Genomic DNA, 17,000 nt, shown 5'->3' on the forward strand with positions numbered 1-17,000 from the left:
AATTACTCGGTTATTGGTAATGTTATAGTAAACGTAGTACCTAAATCAGGTTTACTCTCTAAAGAAATTGTTCCTTGATGAGCCTTAACGATCTGACTGGTATAAAACAATCCTAACCCTAAACCTTTTACATCATGAACATCTCCTTTGTTGATCCGATAGAATTTCTCAAAAATCTTACGCTGTTCCTTCTCATGAATTCCTATCCCGTTATCATGAATAGATATCTCATATTGATCGTCTCTTAAATAGGTTCTAAAAACAATTTCTACTTTTTCATTGCCATATTTTACCGCATTATCCAAAACATTTAATAAAGCTGTAGTAAACATAAATTTGTCAATGCTTAAATGCACTTCTCTAAATTCAATCTTTGAGGAAATACTAACGTTTTTATTCTGAACAGATAATTCAAAATCCTTCAAAACATTCTGAAAATACATATCATCTAATATTTCTTCTTTTTTAAGCACTATTTCTTCAGAACCCAAACTATTAGTAACTACTTGATCAACAAGTTTTTGTAATCTATTATTCTGACGATCAAGAATATCTAATGTATTTGCGAATGCATCAGAAGAATTCTGTATTTCGGATTTTCTTAAGCTTTTAGAAGCTATTCCTAAGGTTGCCAATGGAGTTTTAAGCTCGTGTGTAATATTATTGATAAAATCAGTTTTAATATCTGCTAATTTTTTCTGACGTATCAAATTCCTAATAGAATAAAAAAACAAACTGACTACGAAAAGAAATAATAATACCGAAAAAATAAAAAGCATAGCCATCTGTTTAAATACTATTCGCTTCCACCCTATAATGTTGATATAGTCCACAGTTCTAACTTCTATATCCAAAGACACATTGATCGACCCTCCGTTAATTTCGTTTTCATAATCAAGATCAGTAAACCAACGAGCTTTACTCATCACTACTTCATCTTCCTTAGAAAATTTTTCTCCAAATGAGTACACATTTTCACCATCTATCGTTGAAAAAATAGTGTCCAATTCTTCTTCTTCATAGATAACAATACTTTTAATATCCTTTTTATATTGAATCTCATATTCTAAATTACGATTCGCTATTTCTTTCTTATAATACAACACAAACAAATGATTAAGAGAATCTGTTATGGGTTTAAACCTACTGAGAGCTTCTTTTTTACGAATATTATTCTTTTTATATTCTACAAGATTTTCACTAAGATATGTATACCAAGTCTCTGCCAATGAATCCATCTCCTTAGTATTATCAATATTGCTAATAGCTTTCTTAGTTTCTCTAATAAAAGCATCTTTCTTTAACTGATAGGTATTATGTATCAAATATGCTTGTATAATACAAAGTGCCAACAGTGCTATGATAGATGTAATAATAAGTGTATTTACTTTCTGCTTCATTATAGAGATTCTTTAATAATTTCAATAGCTTTTTGCAATTGATCCTGGGTATCTAAGATATAATGTTTTGGACTAAAATCTTCTCTAGGCATTCCATTTATATGAAATAACTTTTCTACAGGAATCTGAAATCCAATATTGGTTTCTGGCAATGTGTAGCTATAGATGGCACCTAATAAATCTCCCATATCTGTGCCTACTATTTCTGCTCTGTTCAATCCATCAAAACCAATAGTCATACCTTCTCCCATACTACCAGTCCATCTTCCGCAAAGAATGACTAATGGTTTATCATATATTTTCCCTCTTGGAGAAACTAACTCAATAGTATTTCTTTTCACTCCATACAATTTTTCTTCGAAAAAAAAACTATGCCTTTGATAAGGTGCTTCCTCAGTAATAAAACGGCTCATTATAGCTCTGGCTACGGTTGTGTTTCCGCCACTAGGTGTATCGCGAAGATCTAAAATAAGTCCAATCGTATTTTTTAAACTATCCAAGGTCTTATCAAAATCTTGAATCGTATTGTTATTACCTAGAGAATTATTAACTCTGATGTATCCGATATTAGCATTAATTATTTTTCCCTTTACAAGCTTTGTTGATTTATGATTCTTTACATTTTCGATATTGAATGTTAATGAGCCATTAACATTCAGACTTCTCTTCGAATTATGAGTTCCAGCCAATAATAGGTTAGCCGCATATTCATACATTTTATTAGTATGTATTTTAACACTTTGAGGTAAAAATCTCTTTATGGCTTCAGTAATTGCAATCCCATTATATTTTTTCACTTCCATTCCTAAAGACAGACCTGCTTTTTCTGCTTCAAAACCTTCTCTAATGGCGGATATCATAAATCGATTATCTTTATAAGACACCCAAATATCAGATCCTGTTGGAATTACCCTACTTGAAGATGCTAAATTTCTATTAAGACCCACATGCCCATTATACAATTCATTATTAGTCATTTCTAACAAACGAATAAAATCATCATCATTTTGAATTGTATCAAAAGAAGGTTGATAAATCCTTCTTACTTCGTCCCAGTTAGTTTTCTGGACATCGAAATATGCAAAATACTGATCAACTATTTTCCAATAATCTTCAAAGTCTTTCTGATACTTAGTTTGCCCAAAGGAACTAGACACTACACATAAAATGATGATGATTCTTATCATTACTATTCGCTTTTTGATTGTTGATGAGATCAAAATTATAGCATAGTCTTAAACAAACCGAAGAATTCAGTACCGTTAACCCACCATTAACGTTAATAAATCTTTATCTCTATATACAACAATGGGTTTAAGACGATAAGTTAATGCCATATCCAAAAGGATAAATTATTACATTTGCTGACTAATCAACCTGTCTTTTCATGCAAGCATATTTAAAGCTAATTAAATTCGATAATCTCATTCTTATAGCCATAGCACAATTATGTATAAAATATGGTCTTTTTGAACCTTTTGACATTGCTATTACCTTAAATGGGTTTGGGATTTCACTTTTGATTATCGCTACAACATCTTTGGTTGCAGCAGCAAATGTTATGCTATATATTGAAAACAAGGAGTATGCAATTAAGAAAGAAAACGCAAATGCAATAATCTCTGAAAAGATCGCTAATCGTCTTTTTATAATTTTTAATATTATTGGTGTTGCCATTGGTTTCTACTTATCTAATATTATAGGAAACCCTAAGTTATCTGCTTTATTTATAGTAATCTCTGCTATCTTTTATATCTACGCTACATATTTAAAGGAAATTTTAGTTATAAAAAATGTGATTATAGGTCTTCTAATGGCATTGGCTTTAATTTCTGTTGCCATTTTTGATTTACTTCCTGCCATTACTGATGAGAACAGAGCTTCTCAGAAAGTTATTTTTTTAATTATAGTTGACTATTCTATTTTTGCTTTTACTATTGTTACTATTCGGGAAATTGTAAAAGACTGCTTTTCAATAGACAAGGATCATAATGCTGGCATACAAACAATTCCTATAGCTTTAGGAAAAGATCGCACCGTAAAACTCATTAGTGGATTAACTATGATTCCAATTGGATTAATTATCTATTATGTTTATACATATCTATTTAGTAATTCTATTGCAGTTGTATTGGTTTTAGGGTTCTTAGTAGCACCTTTATTATATTTTATTTTCAAAAGCTGGAGTGCAGAAACAAATCAGGACTTTAAAACGTTGAGTCTTATTTTAAAATCAGTATTATTTTTAGCCTCTTTATCTATATTGCAATACCAATTCATCCTATTATAACATATGTTAAGAGAATTATTAAAAAATCATAACCTTATTCTGGCTTCCGGATCACCTAGAAGACAACAATTTTTTAGGGATTTAGATTTGGATTTCACAATCCAATTAAGAGAAGTAAACGAAATATATCCTGATCATCTTAAAGCAACAGAAATTTCAGATTATTTAGCCAAACTAAAAGCGGCAGAGTTTACTGGATTAAGGTCAAATGATATTTTGGTTACCAGTGATACAATTGTATGGCATCATAATAAAGCAATCGGAAAACCTAAAGATGTACAAGATGCTAAAAATATGATAACTTTATTATCCGGAGAAACTCACGAAGTAATTACATCTGTATGTTTTAAGACGGTTAATACCACCAAAATTATAAATCAAACAACAAAAGTTACTTTTAAACCACTCACAAAAGAGGAAATAAACTATTATGTAGATACCTTTTCTCCAATGGACAAAGCGGGTGCCTATGGTATACAAGAGTGGATTGGACATATAGGTATTACTCATATAGAAGGAAGTTATTTTAATGTTATGGGACTTCCTGTTCAACTTGTTTATGAAACGTTAATGAAACTTGTATCGTTATAATATAATTTTACATCATACGCACAAAAATATTTTTGCACGTATGATGTAGTTTCTTTTTTAGGATTATTAATTAACCTAAAATCCTCCTAAGCCTCCACCACTACAATTTTCTGCTAATAAACTAATAGATCTTTCCGGACTGACTAATCCATTACTACCTACCGATTTTACGGATACTACATATTCACCTGGTCTACTAACCTGAAGTAAAGCTGTCCCTGGATGTACTGGGCTTTGGGTCAATTTCGCACCAAAAATTGATGGGCTAATTGTCCAAATATAATCTACTGCACATTCTACATTAGAAATCCAAAGTACATTTGCTACTGTATTGGTGCAAAAATTTCCGGTAGTAGGCTGAGACCCCAAAAATATATCAAACGTAATGGGTCCTGGTCTTGACGGAGCCACATTTGTTGGGCACTGTATTCCACCAGAGCATACTCCTAATTGTACTATTGAAATGCAATTCCCTACGACTACTTGTAACTCTCCACCATTAAATTGACTATTAAATCTTACTACCACATTAATGCTTGTAGAAGAGCCTTCAATCGATATTCCATTTCCACTTCTAATCGTCCACTTAATTGATGCTTGGGAACCAAAGGGATGTACCACAGAATACGTTCTCTCTCCCGTGAAACAGACAGGCCCCAATTCTCCTGATATTCGCGTACATTCTGGATCACTAATAAGTTTTTCAAAAGTACTATCATTTGTCTCTTGTAACTCTGCTCCCGTTTCTTCGATTAAATCCTGTTTATCAGTTTCGCAAGAAATAATACTAGTAAATAAAAAGACTGCACATAAAAATTTAAAAAAAAGTTTCATAAATAATAAGGTTTTAAAAGTTAATTGGAATTTACTACATGTTTTTTGTCATATAGCTCTACTTTATAGTCTATGAACGACTACATTTGTTACTATAATTAAAACATTCTTTTGATTAATTCCCCTAAATTCTTAATCAAAAAATAAAATCTAGTTACAAAAACGTTAATCATAATAGTCAGGAAGTGGCTTTATTGTAATTTGCTATAGAAAAGCATAAAAAATATATTATGAAAAAGTCATTGCTCCTATTCGGAATATTAGGTGTTTTAGTGATTATTGCTTGCAGTAATATTAAAGCAGATGAAAAGAACAAAAATGATAAAAAAGTAGTTACCGAAAATACAGCATCAGCTTTAAAACCGGCAAAAGAGCTTTCAGAAAGTTTTAAAAAATACTGGTATGCTGGTGATGCAGAAATTACATCTTATACACTAGAACAAGCCCGATATGGAGAAATCAGAGAGGGAAAAGCTGTTCTCATTTATGTAACTGAAGATTTTCTTAGTAAAGAACAAGTGAAATCCGATTATCAAAATGCAGATAATATTCCTGTCTTAAAATTAAATGCTACCAAAAAGTTCAATACAGGTATTTATCCATATTCAATTATGCAAAGTACTTTTTTTCCTGTAGCAGGCAACCAGCACGCTATTAAAATATCTAGCTCTATGCAAGAGTGGTGCGGACATGTATATACACAATTAAATAATCGTGAAAAATATGATGTGATGTCTCACTCATACTTTCAGGGAGAAGCAGATCAAAACTTTACATTAAACAAAGATATTCTAGAAAACGAATTGTGGACAAAAATCAGAATCGATCCTGATAATTTACCTCAAGGAGACTTAAAAATCATACCTTCTTTTGAATATTCTAGACTCAAACACAAAGAGATTAAGGCATATTCGGCAAAAGCTACCTTACAAAAAGATGTCACTTCTAATGTTTACACAATAAACTACCCAGAATTAAACAGAAGTATCAGTATTACTTTTAATAGTTCTTTCCCATACGAGATAGAAGGTTGGACAGAAACGTTTAAAAGTGGTTTTGGGACTAACGCTAAAGAATTAACCACAAAGGCTACCAAATTAAAAAGCATTAAATCTGCTTATTGGGGAAAGAACAGCAATAAAGATGAAGTGCTAAGACAAGAATTAGACCTTTAAAAAACACCTCAAATAATAACATAAAATAAAAATTGTACTATTATGAAATTAACTGAAACTGAAATCACCTCTCGACTAGAAAAAATGGATGGTTGGGAATATGAAGATAATGCGCTTCATACGTCGTTCGAATTCGAAAACTTTAAAGATGCTTTTTCGGCTATGTCCCGTATTGCTTTTGAAGCGGAAGCTCTAAACCATCACCCCGATTGGTCCAATGTATACAATGTAGTTAATGTAAGTCTATCTACTCATGATGCCGATGGTGTTACGGAAAAAGATTTTCAACTTGCTAAAGCAATTGATGGAATTGTAGAAGAAGAATAAAAATTATGTAGAAATGAATATGTATTTGTGAAACATTTGGTTTCTACTTATGTTTGTATTCAGATTTTAAATTTAGATTATGGGAAGAGCTTTTGAGTTCAGAAAGGCACGTAAAATGAAACGTTGGTCAGCAATGTCCAAAGCATTTACTCGTATTGGTAAAGATATTGTAATGGCTGTAAAAGAAGGTGGTCCTGATCCAGCTTCTAACTCACGTCTAAGAGCAGTGATACAGAATGCAAAGTCTGTAAACATGCCTAAAGACAATGTAGAGCGTGCTATTAAAAAAGCTTCTGACAAAGATCAAAGTGACTATAAAGAAGTGTTGTTTGAAGGATACGCTCCACACGGAATTGCTATTCTAGTAGAAACAGCCACAGACAATAATAATCGAACTGTAGCTAATATCCGATCTTATTTTAATAAGTGTGATGGTAACTTAGGAACCTCTGGTTCTGTAGAGTTTATGTTCGATCACACTTGTAATTTTAGAATTAATGGAGAAGGGCTTGATCCAGAAGAACTGGAATTAGAGTTTATAGATTTTGGTGCTGAAGAAGTATTCCAAGATGAAGATGGAATTTTAATTTACGCTCCTTTTGGAAGCTTTGGTGCTATTCAGAAAGAATTAGAAAACCGAGAAATAGAAATTCTATCCTCTGGTTTTGAACGTATTCCACAGGTTACCAAAAAACTAACTCCAGAGCAAGTTGCCGATGTAGAAAAACTTCTTGAAAAAATAGAAGAAGATGACGATGTACAAAATGCATATCACACTATGGAAGAGTCTGCTACAGAAGAGTAAATAAAAGAATAATAATATTTTACGAGAAGGCTGCCTTATTAGGTGGTCTTTTTTTATTATAACGTTTTTCACATCCACATTCTTGAACGTAAATATTCCTAAAAGGAATCTGTAAATTCATTTATAAATAAATTTTATTTTTCACATTACCTAAAGATTAACGATATGCAAAAATTTACTTTACTATTTCTTTTGACATCAATATCTATTTTCTCTTCCTGCTCCAGTAATGATGATATTCCAACAACAGATATCATGGATGAAATAGTTTATGAAGATTCTATAATAATTGTAGACCAAATGACAATTGTAAGTTTTGATTCTGAACCTTCTGGTTATTCAAATTACGTTTTCTATTTAAAAGGAATGTTCGATGAAGAAATAGTTGGGTTTTATGCCGAATTAAAACTACCAATTATTGAAGATGACTCTTGTTTCTTCCGACCTGGAACATTCTCACATTCAACTTCACCAGATCTTAACTCATCATCATTTTACTATGACTCGGCTGAATTAAGAATCGGCGACGAATCTATTAAAGTAACTGCAGGTGAAATAATCGTTAGCAAGAATGGAGTGAATTTTATTTTCAGAGGGACTTTAACATTAGAAAATGGTAAAGATTTCACCATTAGTTATTCTGGAGATTTGGGAATGGACTAAAACCAATTATTTCAGTTTATATTCGAAAAAGGTAGTTAGTTAAAATGGCATCTTTTTTTGTTATGTTTAAACAGTTTTTTCGACTTAACAAAAAAATAGGACAATTATGAAACAGTGTATCTTTTTGGTATTTCTTTCTTTAGGAATATTTTCTCAGGCTCAAAACATGAACAATGATACACTAGGTGAGATTATTACCAGAAAAGCAGACACATTAGGAGGAATAGCAGGAAACTGGAAGTTTGTTTATAAAAAAACTCCTATGTTGTGTATTACGGATGCAAAAAATAACAGAATGCGAATTATCGCTCCTATTACAGAATCCAGTAATCTTGATAAAGATTTATTATTAGACGCTATGACCGCGAACTTTCATTCAGCTCTTGATGTTAAATATGCTATTTCTAATGGAATTCTTTGGTCGGCATATGTACATCCTTTAAAAGAACTGAGTACAGAACAAGCAGAAAGTGCTATATCACAAGTTTACTTAGCCGCAAAAACTTTTGGAACTACATTCTCAAGTACAGAACTACTTTTCGGTGCAAGTGCTTTAGAAGAAGAAAAAGAAAAACCTAAAAAGGAGATCATTAAAAAAGAAAATACACGTAAGTTTTAAACATCCGGTTCAAAACTATATTCAGGAATCTTTCCTTTTACCCCTTTAAAGAAACCATACATAGATTGTAAGTCTTTATCAATATCATCTGTAGGATAAAATGGAGGAGACACGACTACTTGCTTCTTCCCAAAGTCAAAAGCAACCATAAGAATGGGCACGTTAGCAGCCTGAGCTATATAATAAAAACCTGTTTTCCAAGATGACACCTTTTTTCTTGTTCCTTCTGGTGCTAAGGTTAATCTTAGTTCGTCTCGTTTCTCAAACTCTTTTGCTATAGCTTCGACTTTGTTTTGACCAGGAGTTCTATCTAACGCAATTCCACCAACTTTTCTGAAATACCATCCAAATGGCCATCTAAAAAGCTCTTTCTTTCCCATAAAACTGATTTTCACACCGTCAATTTTTCTTATTAACAGACCAATATAAAAATCATGCCAACTAGTATGCGGAACTGCAATAACAACGCACTTCTTTATATTATCACCACAAAAACTACCTATCATCTTCCATCCCATAATTTTGTGAAATATAAAAGATGCAAGTTTTCTCATAGTAATTCTATTGTAACATATAAATTATAAGGTTCGATAAATTGCCTTCAAAGTATCAGCATTTATCTTTTCTTGCCAATTTTTGCCTAAAGCGTTTTCCCATAAAGGTACTAGACCCAGAGCTACAGATGCCATAATATCTAGTTGATCTTCTGTCGCATTTGCACAAACTCCTGTAGGTAATTCAATATTATGAACTTCTTTCATTTTCTTAAAAAGCGCTACGCCTTCAGGGTAATAATCTCCAAGCTTGTCAAAAACAATACAGTTCCCTATTCCGTGCTTAGTTCCTAAAACGTATGCTAATCCATAACTCATAGCATGCGCAACTCCAACCTGTGAATACGCAATACTCATACCACCGTGCCAAGAAGCCATCATTAGCTTCGCGTCTGCTTCTTCTTTATCTAGCGTGTTTTCTAAAAAGATCTCTTCGCAAAGATCATATGCTTTTTCGCCATAACTCTGGCTAAATGCATTAAGATATGTACCATTTAAAGATTCAATACAATGAATGTAACAATCCATCCCAGTATAAAACCATTGATCTTTAGGAACCTCTTTTATTAATTCTGGATCCAGAATTACCTGATCAAAGGGTGTAAAATCAGAATTGATACCTAATTTCTTTTCAGGACCTGTCAATACTGTTGTTCTTGACACCTCTGCTCCTGTTCCTGAAATTGTTGGAATACCCACGTGATACACCGCTTTATTATCGACAAGATCCCAACCTTGATACTCTGTAGCACTACCAGTATTGTTCATCATAATCGCTACAGCTTTTGCCAGATCCATAATAGATCCCCCACCAATACCAATAATACCGCTTGGTGTAAAACTGTATGCGTTTCTAAATTCTGATACCAGTTCGTCTACCTGAGAAGTTTTAGGTTCTTCTTTTGTAGATATATAAACTAATCTATCATTGCCTGATAGGTGTATTCTATCTTCGATAAAAGTTTTATTATTTTCAAAAACATTATCAATAAGATAGATAAAAGGAGCTCCGTTTTTTCTTTCAGGAGAGAGAATTTGTCCTAGTTGATTAAATGATCCTTTACCAAAAACCACTCTTGGTACCATAGGAAAATTCTTATGGATCGATTCTTTAATCTTAGGAGTAATCGTAGATGTAATGTTCAAAAGATTTTGTTTATTAATTAAATTCCTTGCTTTTTCTAAATCTTCCGGGGTATCTATTTCCACACCTTCATGGTGTGTTTCTATCATTTTTATATTCTTACCATATTCAAGATATCTAATACATTCGATCTTCTCTGAAGCCTCTAAAGTTCTCATCGGTAGGCGATAAAAATCTAGAATTGCTTGCTTTCTGAATGCATAAATTCCTTTGTGTTTATAATACGTATGGCTAATTTCTTTATCTCTTGGATATGGAATTGGAGCGCGAGAAAAGTATAAAGCATAATCGTCTTTATCTACAATTACTTTCACGCTATTTGGGTTCACTATATCATCCCAATCATTCATTGGAGTCATAAGACTTGCCAGATCTATTTTCTCCGCATCATCTCCTTGAAATACTTCTAAAACTTTTTCAAGACTTTCTCTTTCGGTAAAGGGCTCATCTCCCTGAACATTGACTACAATATCAATATCCATATTCTCCACAGCTTCGGCGATTCTATCACTTCCACAATCGTGCTCTTTACCACTCATAATAGCTTTACCGCCATGAGCTATAATTTCTTTAAATATAATATCACTATCAGTAACCACATACACCTCACTAAATAATGATGTACTTACTGCAGCTTCATATGTTCTTAGAATAACAGATTTCCCTTCAAGATCCTGCATTAATTTGCCAGGAAATCGGGATGCCGCATATCTCGCAGGAATCATTGCGATGGTTTTTAGATTCGTTTTGTTCAAAATTGTGTGCTTTTTGAAGGATCAAAAATAACTTTTTTAAATCGATTTTCAAGAAGAGCCTGTAAATAGTTTTTTATAAACTTTTCTTAAACCAAAGAACAGTAATATTACCAAAATTATTGCCAAGGGTGCTATAAAAATAGATACCAGAGACATCACAGATGCTGTTCCTGTTTCTACAGTTGCAATAACAGGGTTTGCCAACCCTCCTGTAGTTGCTGTAGATGTTAATCTAGACGCTCCCATTGTACTTTTTACAGTAGTTGCTGTTCCCCCACCTGCAATAATAGCAAGTGCCCATGTAACTACAGGGCTTAAATTAGCAACTGTTGACACCATAACTGCTGTACCGGCTATTGCCGCAAGTGGAATCGCTATAGTGTCGAGTAAATTATCAAACCAAGGAATATAATAAGCTAAAATCTCAACTACTGTAGCTATAGATAGAACGATTAAAGCTATGTTACTCCCTACCCATTGCCAACTAGAATTTAAAGGAATAACACCATAATGACCTGCCAAGCTAACTGCTAATAATGGCAGAAACACCCTAAAACCAACAGAAGCTGCTAGTCCAATTCCTAAACATATGCTTAAAATTGTTTCTTGCATTTTTTAATAATTTAATTCTCAATAAAGAAATCGTCTTTAAACCCTATAAGATACAATTTTTCTTTAGCTCTAGTAACTGCTGTATACAACCAACGTAAATAATCTTTATTGATTCCATCAGGAAGATAAGGTTGCTCTATAAAAACAGTATCCCACTGGCCTCCTTGTGATTTATGACAGGTAATTGCGTAAGAGAATTTTACTTGTAATCCGTTGAAAAACTTATTGTTTTTCACTCCAATAAATTTTTTATACTTTGATTTTTCCCCTTCAAAATCTTTCATCACTTCCTGATACAAGGTATTCGATTCTTCATAGGATAAAGAGGGCGTTTCTGAAGTTAACGTATCCAAAATCAAAACGGTTTCTAATGGCTTTTGATTTGGATAATCCACCATGGCGATTTTCACTTCTGCGAAACGAAAGCCATACAATTCTTTTATAGCATATATTTCCAGAATTTTGATAATATCCCCATTTGCAATAAATCCTGCTTCACTTTTATTGTCTAACCAAAAATAATTATTCTTTACAACCATTAAGTAATCCCCTGCGGATAGTTCTTCTTCTTGAAAAAGTATTCTGGAGCGAATTTGCTGGTTGTATATATTGGCTCTTTTATTAGATCTTAAAATAATTACTGATTCCTCATGACCCGAACTAGCGTACGAATCATTTAAGGCATCCATAATATCGTGACCATCTATCAATCTTATAATATCTGGAAATCCTTCGATATTAAATTGAAAAGACTCATAAAACCCATCATTTAGTAACTCTCTTAGCGATGTAGCATTCATCAGAATACCACTATCTTCAGCCTGTCTCACTACTTCGTCTAATTCAATTTGCGTTACTTCTTTATTAAAACCTAATGACAAATTATCAGCATCCAAAGCAGGACTTACTTCTAACCTGACTGGTGGTAACTGAGCTGTATCACCAATAAAAAGAATTTTGCAATTATGACCAGAGTACACATACATCATTAAGTCATCTAATAAAGATCCATTCTCAAATAGTTTACTATCACTAGGTGTGTCTGGGATCATAGAAGCTTCATCTACTATAAAGATGGTATTTCTGCTCTTATTTTGTTTTAATTGAAAAGCAAGACCTCCACTACTTGTTTTTTTTGGATAATAAATATTTCTGTGTATTGTTTGTGCTTGCCTACCCGAATAATTACTAATTACCTTTGCGGCCCTACCTGTAGGAGCTAATAAAACAGCATTTAATTTTGCTTTTCCTAGGTTTTTGACCAAAGTTCCGATTAAAGTTGTTTTTCCTGTTCCTGCATATCCTTTTAATAAAAAAAGTGAATCTTTTGTGCCTGACAAGATAAAAGCCGAAAGCTTCTGAAGTACAATATCCTGTATTAGAGTAGGTTCAAAAGGAAAATCGTCTTTTAATAACTGATAAAACTCTGTTTCCCTCATTAAATATCCATAATCCTTAAATTCATATTCTGTTAATAAATCAAAGATAGTAATGATTTTTTGGCTATAAACTTTTACGATTGAAAAAAAATTGTAGATTTGCGTATACACTAATGTCTAAAAGCTAAATTATAAAATGAAAATTGTTCTTCAATTAGTTCTATGGGTAGTTATCGCAGCCTTGGGTTACATGGTATACAATTCTGTAATGGGTCCTGTACGATTCAACAAAATTAAAAAAGTGCGTTATGAAAAAGCTATCGAAAACTTAAGAGATATTCGACAAGCAGAACTAGCTCATAATACGGTGGTTGGTAGATTTGAAAAAGATCCCGCCAAATTAGTTGCTTTTATAGATACTGCTAAATTTACTCTTACTCAGCGTAGAGATTCTAGTTTTATCAGATTTAATAAAGTCTTACAAATAGACGAACCAAGAGATACTGTTGTAGTAGATACACTTGGTTACGCATCTATAAGAGATTCTTTGTTTGGAGGAAGTGATCGTTATAAAACTATGATTAATGTTCCTGTTGATGGTAAAGATGCTAAGTTTGATCTTGATGCTGGTTTTATTGATAAAAACGGAATTAGAATTAGCGTTTTTGAAGCTAAAGTTTCTAAGGATATTCTATTACACGATCTAGATAAAGATTTACTTTATCAAGAAAAACAAGTAAAATCTGTGGAAGGTGTAGATGGACCATTCTTATCAGTTGGTTCTATGCAAGAAGTAAACACTACTGGTAATTGGCCAAAAACTTATGACTCAAACACAAAAGAAGAAGAGTAATACTTCTGATAATACAAAATATACATTGTCCATTCAGGTAAGCCTGAATGGACTTTCTTTTTGTACGGTAAATTCTGATAACGAAATAATTACTTTAGAACAAGATGATTTTGGGATACATTTATCTCCAGAACAAGTATTAGAAAAGATAAAATACAACTTCGATCATAATACAAATCTAAGGCACAACTTTGATATTGTAGAAGTTATTTACCAAAACGACCTTTATACTTGCGTTCCAAAAGCTTTGTTTAATTCTGAATCTCTAAAAGATTATTTAAAACACAATATCAAAGTATTAGGAAATGATTTTATAGCGTATGATGAATTGGATCAACACGAAATAGTTATCGTTTATATTCCATACACCAATATTAATAATTTCTTTTTTGAAACTTTTGGATCATTCACCTACAAGCATTCTGCAACAATACTCATTGATAATGTTTTAGCAAAAGAGAAGAATAATGAAACTACGAGAGTTTTTGCTCATATGAATTCTAGAACATTCGATCTCGTAATTACCAATAAAGGAAAACTGCTATTGAGTAATTCATATATTTATGAAACTAGTGAGGATTTTTTGTATTATATAATGTTTGCTGCTGAGCAATTAAGACTAAATCCAGAAGAATTTACATTAGTTTTTTTAGGCGACATTTCAAAAAACAGTCCTTGTTACACTATTGCATATAAGTACATACGTCATGTGGATTTCGGGAATAGAAACAATAATACCATATTCTCTGAAGCTTTACCTCCTATTGATGATCACCAACATTTTGTTTTATTAAATCATTTTTAGTATGCGAATTATCTCCGGAAAATATAAAGGAAAAAGATTACAGGCTCCCAAAAAATTACCTGTACGACCTACAACTGATATGGCCAAAGAAGGATTGTTTAATATCCTAAATCATCATTATTTATTTTCTCAAGTTACCTTACTTGATCTTTTTGCTGGAACAGGTAATATTAGTTATGAATTTGCCTCTCGTGGTGCGGAACATATCACAGCCGTTGATACGCATTATGGGTGTGTGGGCTATATAAAAAGTATAACTAAAGAACTTGATTTTGATATTGATACCATAAAAAGTGATGTATATCATTACCTAGAAAAAGTAAAACGGAAATCTGATATCATCTTTGCTGATCCACCTTATGATTTTACAGATGCTAAGTTTTCGAAAATTGCCGAATTAGTTTTTGAGCATGATTTGCTCAAGGACGATGGTGTTTTGATCATAGAACACTCCAAACACACCAAACTGGATAATGTTGCTAACTTTAGTAATGCTCGCAAATACGGAGGATCTGTTTTTAGTTTTTTTGAAAAAAATAAACATTAACCTGAGTTTCTATACCAAAACACTGTTATTTGATGTTTTCTAACCTAAATAAATTCTTTCTCTTTTGGAGTGTATTCCATGGAAATTAGCCAGATATGCCTATGGAATTAGAATAAAAGATTTTCATAATAAAAATCTAACCTTAACCTTAATCCTTCCAACGAGCCACCTCATATGTACAAATACTAATTTAACTAAAAATGCAAAAAACACCTCTCTAAATCTTCCTTCATAAGAAGACTTCTTGAACTATTATTTTTTGAAGTAAAAACTTAGCGTAAAAAAATATATCCGCACAGTAACACAAAAAGGAGAGGAAATACAAAAGCCATAATTGTAGATAATTACATCTTGTTTATTCTTTTTCTTATACCAAACTCTTGTTCTCAACTTATTATCATAAAAAAATATTTCCAAAGTATTTTTTGACTAAATACATACATTCTTCCACATTATCCTGTAGAACTTCCACAAGTTTGTATTTTATTATTATGAAGAATTTATCTTGAACTTCATAACTTATAAATTTTTCACATTATGATTAACAAAATCAAAAATTTAGGAACGGCTCTTAACAAAGAACAACAAAAAGAAATCAATGGAGGGAATATCGGTGGAAGACGATGTAATTCAAATGCAGATTGCTGGGCTCTTTCTCCATTTTTAGGTCCTGGGGATGTCTCTTGTAGACTCAGTCCTTTTTCTGATCACAAAGTATGTCAGTTTAATTAATATAATTATAAAGACAAAGGAGTTATGCAAATCGTATGACTCCTATCTTTTATATACATATTTTATCTGTTTTTCTTTTTAGAAGAAACCCTAAACTGTCGTCTATCTTTTATCTTATTATACAATACAATCACTACCACAAAAAGTGCTAACAGCACAAATCCTCCTCTACCCATTAAGTAATCAATAATCTCCATAGCTACATTTTTTGTTCTAAAGTCGCTAAAAATGGTACGTACTTACATTTTTTTTTAATCTTCTTCGCCATAGAATCCAAGGACCTAATACTAAAGGTCTAAAGATAATTCTATTCTATTTCTTTTTGAGAAATTATGATAAAAAAACAATCAATAGTTAACCAGTCATCACAGAGGTGCGTATGGAATATTCATCTATACTAGAAAGATTACTAAGTGAATAAATCTGATGTGAAGTATTGCTAATAATATCCTCATAAAATGCCAATATCTTAGCATCAAAACCAGGGGTATCTTCTGCAGTGATCTTAAATATATCCATTTGATAGATAAAATTATTTAGAATATGATGACTAGAAGATAGCATCGCTTTATAAATTTTCAATTTGGCATTTTCTAATTTGACTTTTTTTAAGCGTCTACGCATATCAAATACTAAGAAAACGGAAAATATCAAAAAGGGAATAATAAATTCATCAAACTTGAATTGCTCTATACTGGCTAAAAATGCTAATACTTTTTCAAAAAGGTCTAGTTCTAAAAAAATAGCGGAGAAATACACGAACACGGATAAAGATAATCCGATGATCGTAAGCTTATAGTTGTTCATTGGAGGGGTCGTGAGATTTAAAGTGATGACGATTTGTGATTGTTTATAATACATTATGATTTTTATTTCTGGATAAAATCATATAAGGGTCAATTGTTAAGCAAGATA

20 protein-coding genes and 1 pseudogene are annotated in these 17,000 nt (G+C 32.0%); 11 read left to right on the forward strand and 10 right to left on the reverse strand.

Annotated features, from left to right (window positions below; genetic code table 11):
* Positions 1–2: 2 nt before the first annotated feature.
* Together Q0921_RS04615 and Q0921_RS04620 are read right to left on the reverse strand one after the other, a co-directional pair.
* The gene (locus tag Q0921_RS04615; protein ID WP_299253955.1) at positions 3–1,400 is read right to left on the reverse strand and encodes a HAMP domain-containing sensor histidine kinase; all 1,398 of its coding nucleotides are present in this window, start codon (positions 1,398–1,400) and stop codon (positions 3–5) included.
* Positions 1,400–2,587 (reverse strand): S41 family peptidase, encoded by a 1,188-nt coding sequence (locus Q0921_RS04620; RefSeq protein WP_299253957.1) that lies wholly within the window; start codon positions 2,585–2,587, stop codon positions 1,400–1,402. The genes Q0921_RS04615 and Q0921_RS04620 overlap by 1 nt, the downstream gene beginning before the upstream one ends.
* Before the next feature lie 200 nt (positions 2,588–2,787).
* On the opposite strand from Q0921_RS04620, the gene Q0921_RS04625 reads away from it, so the two are divergent.
* Positions 2,788–3,690, forward strand: a complete 903-nt coding sequence (locus tag Q0921_RS04625) for a geranylgeranylglycerol-phosphate geranylgeranyltransferase (protein WP_299253960.1) — start codon at positions 2,788–2,790, stop codon at positions 3,688–3,690.
* 3 nt (positions 3,691–3,693) lie between these two features.
* Entirely contained in the window at positions 3,694–4,281 is a 588-nt protein-coding gene (locus tag Q0921_RS04630; RefSeq protein ID WP_299253963.1) for a Maf-like protein, read from the forward strand.
* Positions 4,282–4,356: 75 nt separating this feature from the next.
* On the opposite strand, the gene Q0921_RS04635 is transcribed toward Q0921_RS04630, so the two are convergent.
* Positions 4,357–5,115, reverse strand: a complete 759-nt coding sequence (locus Q0921_RS04635; protein ID WP_299253966.1) for a hypothetical protein — start codon at positions 5,113–5,115, stop codon at positions 4,357–4,359.
* A 230-nt stretch (positions 5,116–5,345) separates the two neighbouring features.
* On the opposite strand from Q0921_RS04635, the gene Q0921_RS04640 reads away from it, so the two are divergent.
* The 5 genes from Q0921_RS04640 to Q0921_RS04660 all read left to right on the forward strand — a co-directional run bounded on the left by Q0921_RS04640 (position 5,346) and on the right by Q0921_RS04660 (position 8,704).
* A complete protein-coding gene (locus Q0921_RS04640) occupies positions 5,346–6,290 on the forward strand; it encodes a septum formation inhibitor Maf (protein ID WP_299253969.1) in 945 nt (314 codons plus the stop codon).
* 39 nt (positions 6,291–6,329) lie between these two features.
* Positions 6,330–6,617 (forward strand): 4a-hydroxytetrahydrobiopterin dehydratase, encoded by a 288-nt coding sequence (locus tag Q0921_RS04645; protein ID WP_118455154.1) that lies wholly within the window; start codon positions 6,330–6,332, stop codon positions 6,615–6,617.
* 79 nt (positions 6,618–6,696) lie between these two features.
* On the forward strand, positions 6,697–7,422 hold the full coding sequence (locus tag Q0921_RS04650; protein WP_299253972.1) for a YebC/PmpR family DNA-binding transcriptional regulator: 726 nt from the start codon (positions 6,697–6,699) through the stop codon (positions 7,420–7,422).
* A 165-nt stretch (positions 7,423–7,587) separates the two neighbouring features.
* Entirely contained in the window at positions 7,588–8,085 is a 498-nt protein-coding gene (locus Q0921_RS04655; protein WP_299253975.1) for a hypothetical protein, read from the forward strand.
* A gap of 106 nt (positions 8,086–8,191) precedes the next feature.
* Positions 8,192–8,704 carry a hypothetical protein gene (locus Q0921_RS04660; protein WP_299253978.1) on the forward strand — a complete coding sequence of 171 codons (513 nt, stop codon included), beginning with the start codon at positions 8,192–8,194 and terminating at the stop codon, positions 8,702–8,704.
* Here the strand turns inward: Q0921_RS04660 and Q0921_RS04665 are convergent.
* From Q0921_RS04665 to Q0921_RS04680, 5 genes and pseudogenes are all read right to left on the reverse strand, one after another.
* A complete protein-coding gene (locus tag Q0921_RS04665) occupies positions 8,701–9,258 on the reverse strand; it encodes a 1-acyl-sn-glycerol-3-phosphate acyltransferase (protein ID WP_299253981.1) in 558 nt (185 codons plus the stop codon). The two genes, Q0921_RS04660 and Q0921_RS04665, sit on opposite strands and share 4 nt — an antisense overlap.
* A gap of 24 nt (positions 9,259–9,282) precedes the next feature.
* The gene (locus Q0921_RS25030) at positions 9,283–10,344 is read right to left on the reverse strand and encodes an iron-containing alcohol dehydrogenase family protein (RefSeq protein ID WP_367183322.1); all 1,062 of its coding nucleotides are present in this window, start codon (positions 10,342–10,344) and stop codon (positions 9,283–9,285) included.
* A gap of 78 nt (positions 10,345–10,422) precedes the next feature.
* Positions 10,423–11,127, reverse strand: a pseudogene (gene kdsB / locus Q0921_RS25035) (3-deoxy-manno-octulosonate cytidylyltransferase); the annotation flags it as partial.
* 78 nt (positions 11,128–11,205) lie between these two features.
* The gene (locus Q0921_RS04675; RefSeq protein WP_299253984.1) at positions 11,206–11,769 is read right to left on the reverse strand and encodes a DUF4126 domain-containing protein; all 564 of its coding nucleotides are present in this window, start codon (positions 11,767–11,769) and stop codon (positions 11,206–11,208) included.
* Positions 11,770–11,780: 11 nt separating this feature from the next.
* Complete coding sequence (locus tag Q0921_RS04680; protein WP_299253987.1) at positions 11,781–13,208, reverse strand: AAA family ATPase; 1,428 nt, start codon at positions 13,206–13,208, stop codon at positions 11,781–11,783.
* Positions 13,209–13,344: 136 nt separating this feature from the next.
* Here Q0921_RS04680 and Q0921_RS04685 point away from each other — a divergent pair, with 136 nt between their 5' ends.
* The 4 genes from Q0921_RS04685 to Q0921_RS04700 all read left to right on the forward strand — a co-directional run bounded on the left by Q0921_RS04685 (position 13,345) and on the right by Q0921_RS04700 (position 16,085).
* Positions 13,345–14,001 carry a hypothetical protein gene (locus Q0921_RS04685; protein ID WP_299253990.1) on the forward strand — a complete coding sequence of 219 codons (657 nt, stop codon included), beginning with the start codon at positions 13,345–13,347 and terminating at the stop codon, positions 13,999–14,001.
* Positions 13,973–14,806, forward strand: coding sequence for a DUF3822 family protein (locus Q0921_RS04690; protein WP_299253993.1), 834 nt, complete (start codon positions 13,973–13,975; stop codon positions 14,804–14,806). The genes Q0921_RS04685 and Q0921_RS04690 overlap by 29 nt, the downstream gene beginning before the upstream one ends.
* 1 nt (position 14,807) lies before the next feature.
* On the forward strand, positions 14,808–15,353 hold the full coding sequence (locus tag Q0921_RS04695; protein ID WP_299253996.1) for an RsmD family RNA methyltransferase: 546 nt from the start codon (positions 14,808–14,810) through the stop codon (positions 15,351–15,353).
* A gap of 537 nt (positions 15,354–15,890) precedes the next feature.
* Positions 15,891–16,085, forward strand: coding sequence for a hypothetical protein (locus Q0921_RS04700; protein ID WP_299254000.1), 195 nt, complete (start codon positions 15,891–15,893; stop codon positions 16,083–16,085).
* Positions 16,086–16,147: 62 nt separating this feature from the next.
* Here the strand turns inward: Q0921_RS04700 and Q0921_RS04705 are convergent, their stop codons facing one another.
* Both Q0921_RS04705 and Q0921_RS04710 read right to left on the reverse strand, forming a co-directional pair.
* Positions 16,148–16,282, reverse strand: coding sequence for a hypothetical protein (locus tag Q0921_RS04705; protein WP_299254003.1), 135 nt, complete (start codon positions 16,280–16,282; stop codon positions 16,148–16,150).
* A gap of 157 nt (positions 16,283–16,439) precedes the next feature.
* The gene (locus Q0921_RS04710) at positions 16,440–16,892 is read right to left on the reverse strand and encodes a hypothetical protein (protein WP_299254006.1); all 453 of its coding nucleotides are present in this window, start codon (positions 16,890–16,892) and stop codon (positions 16,440–16,442) included.
* Positions 16,893–17,000: the final 108 nt, after the last annotated feature.

It is taken from the genome of uncultured Aquimarina sp. (assembly GCF_947496855.1).
Lineage (GTDB): Bacteria > Bacteroidota > Bacteroidia > Flavobacteriales > Flavobacteriaceae > Aquimarina.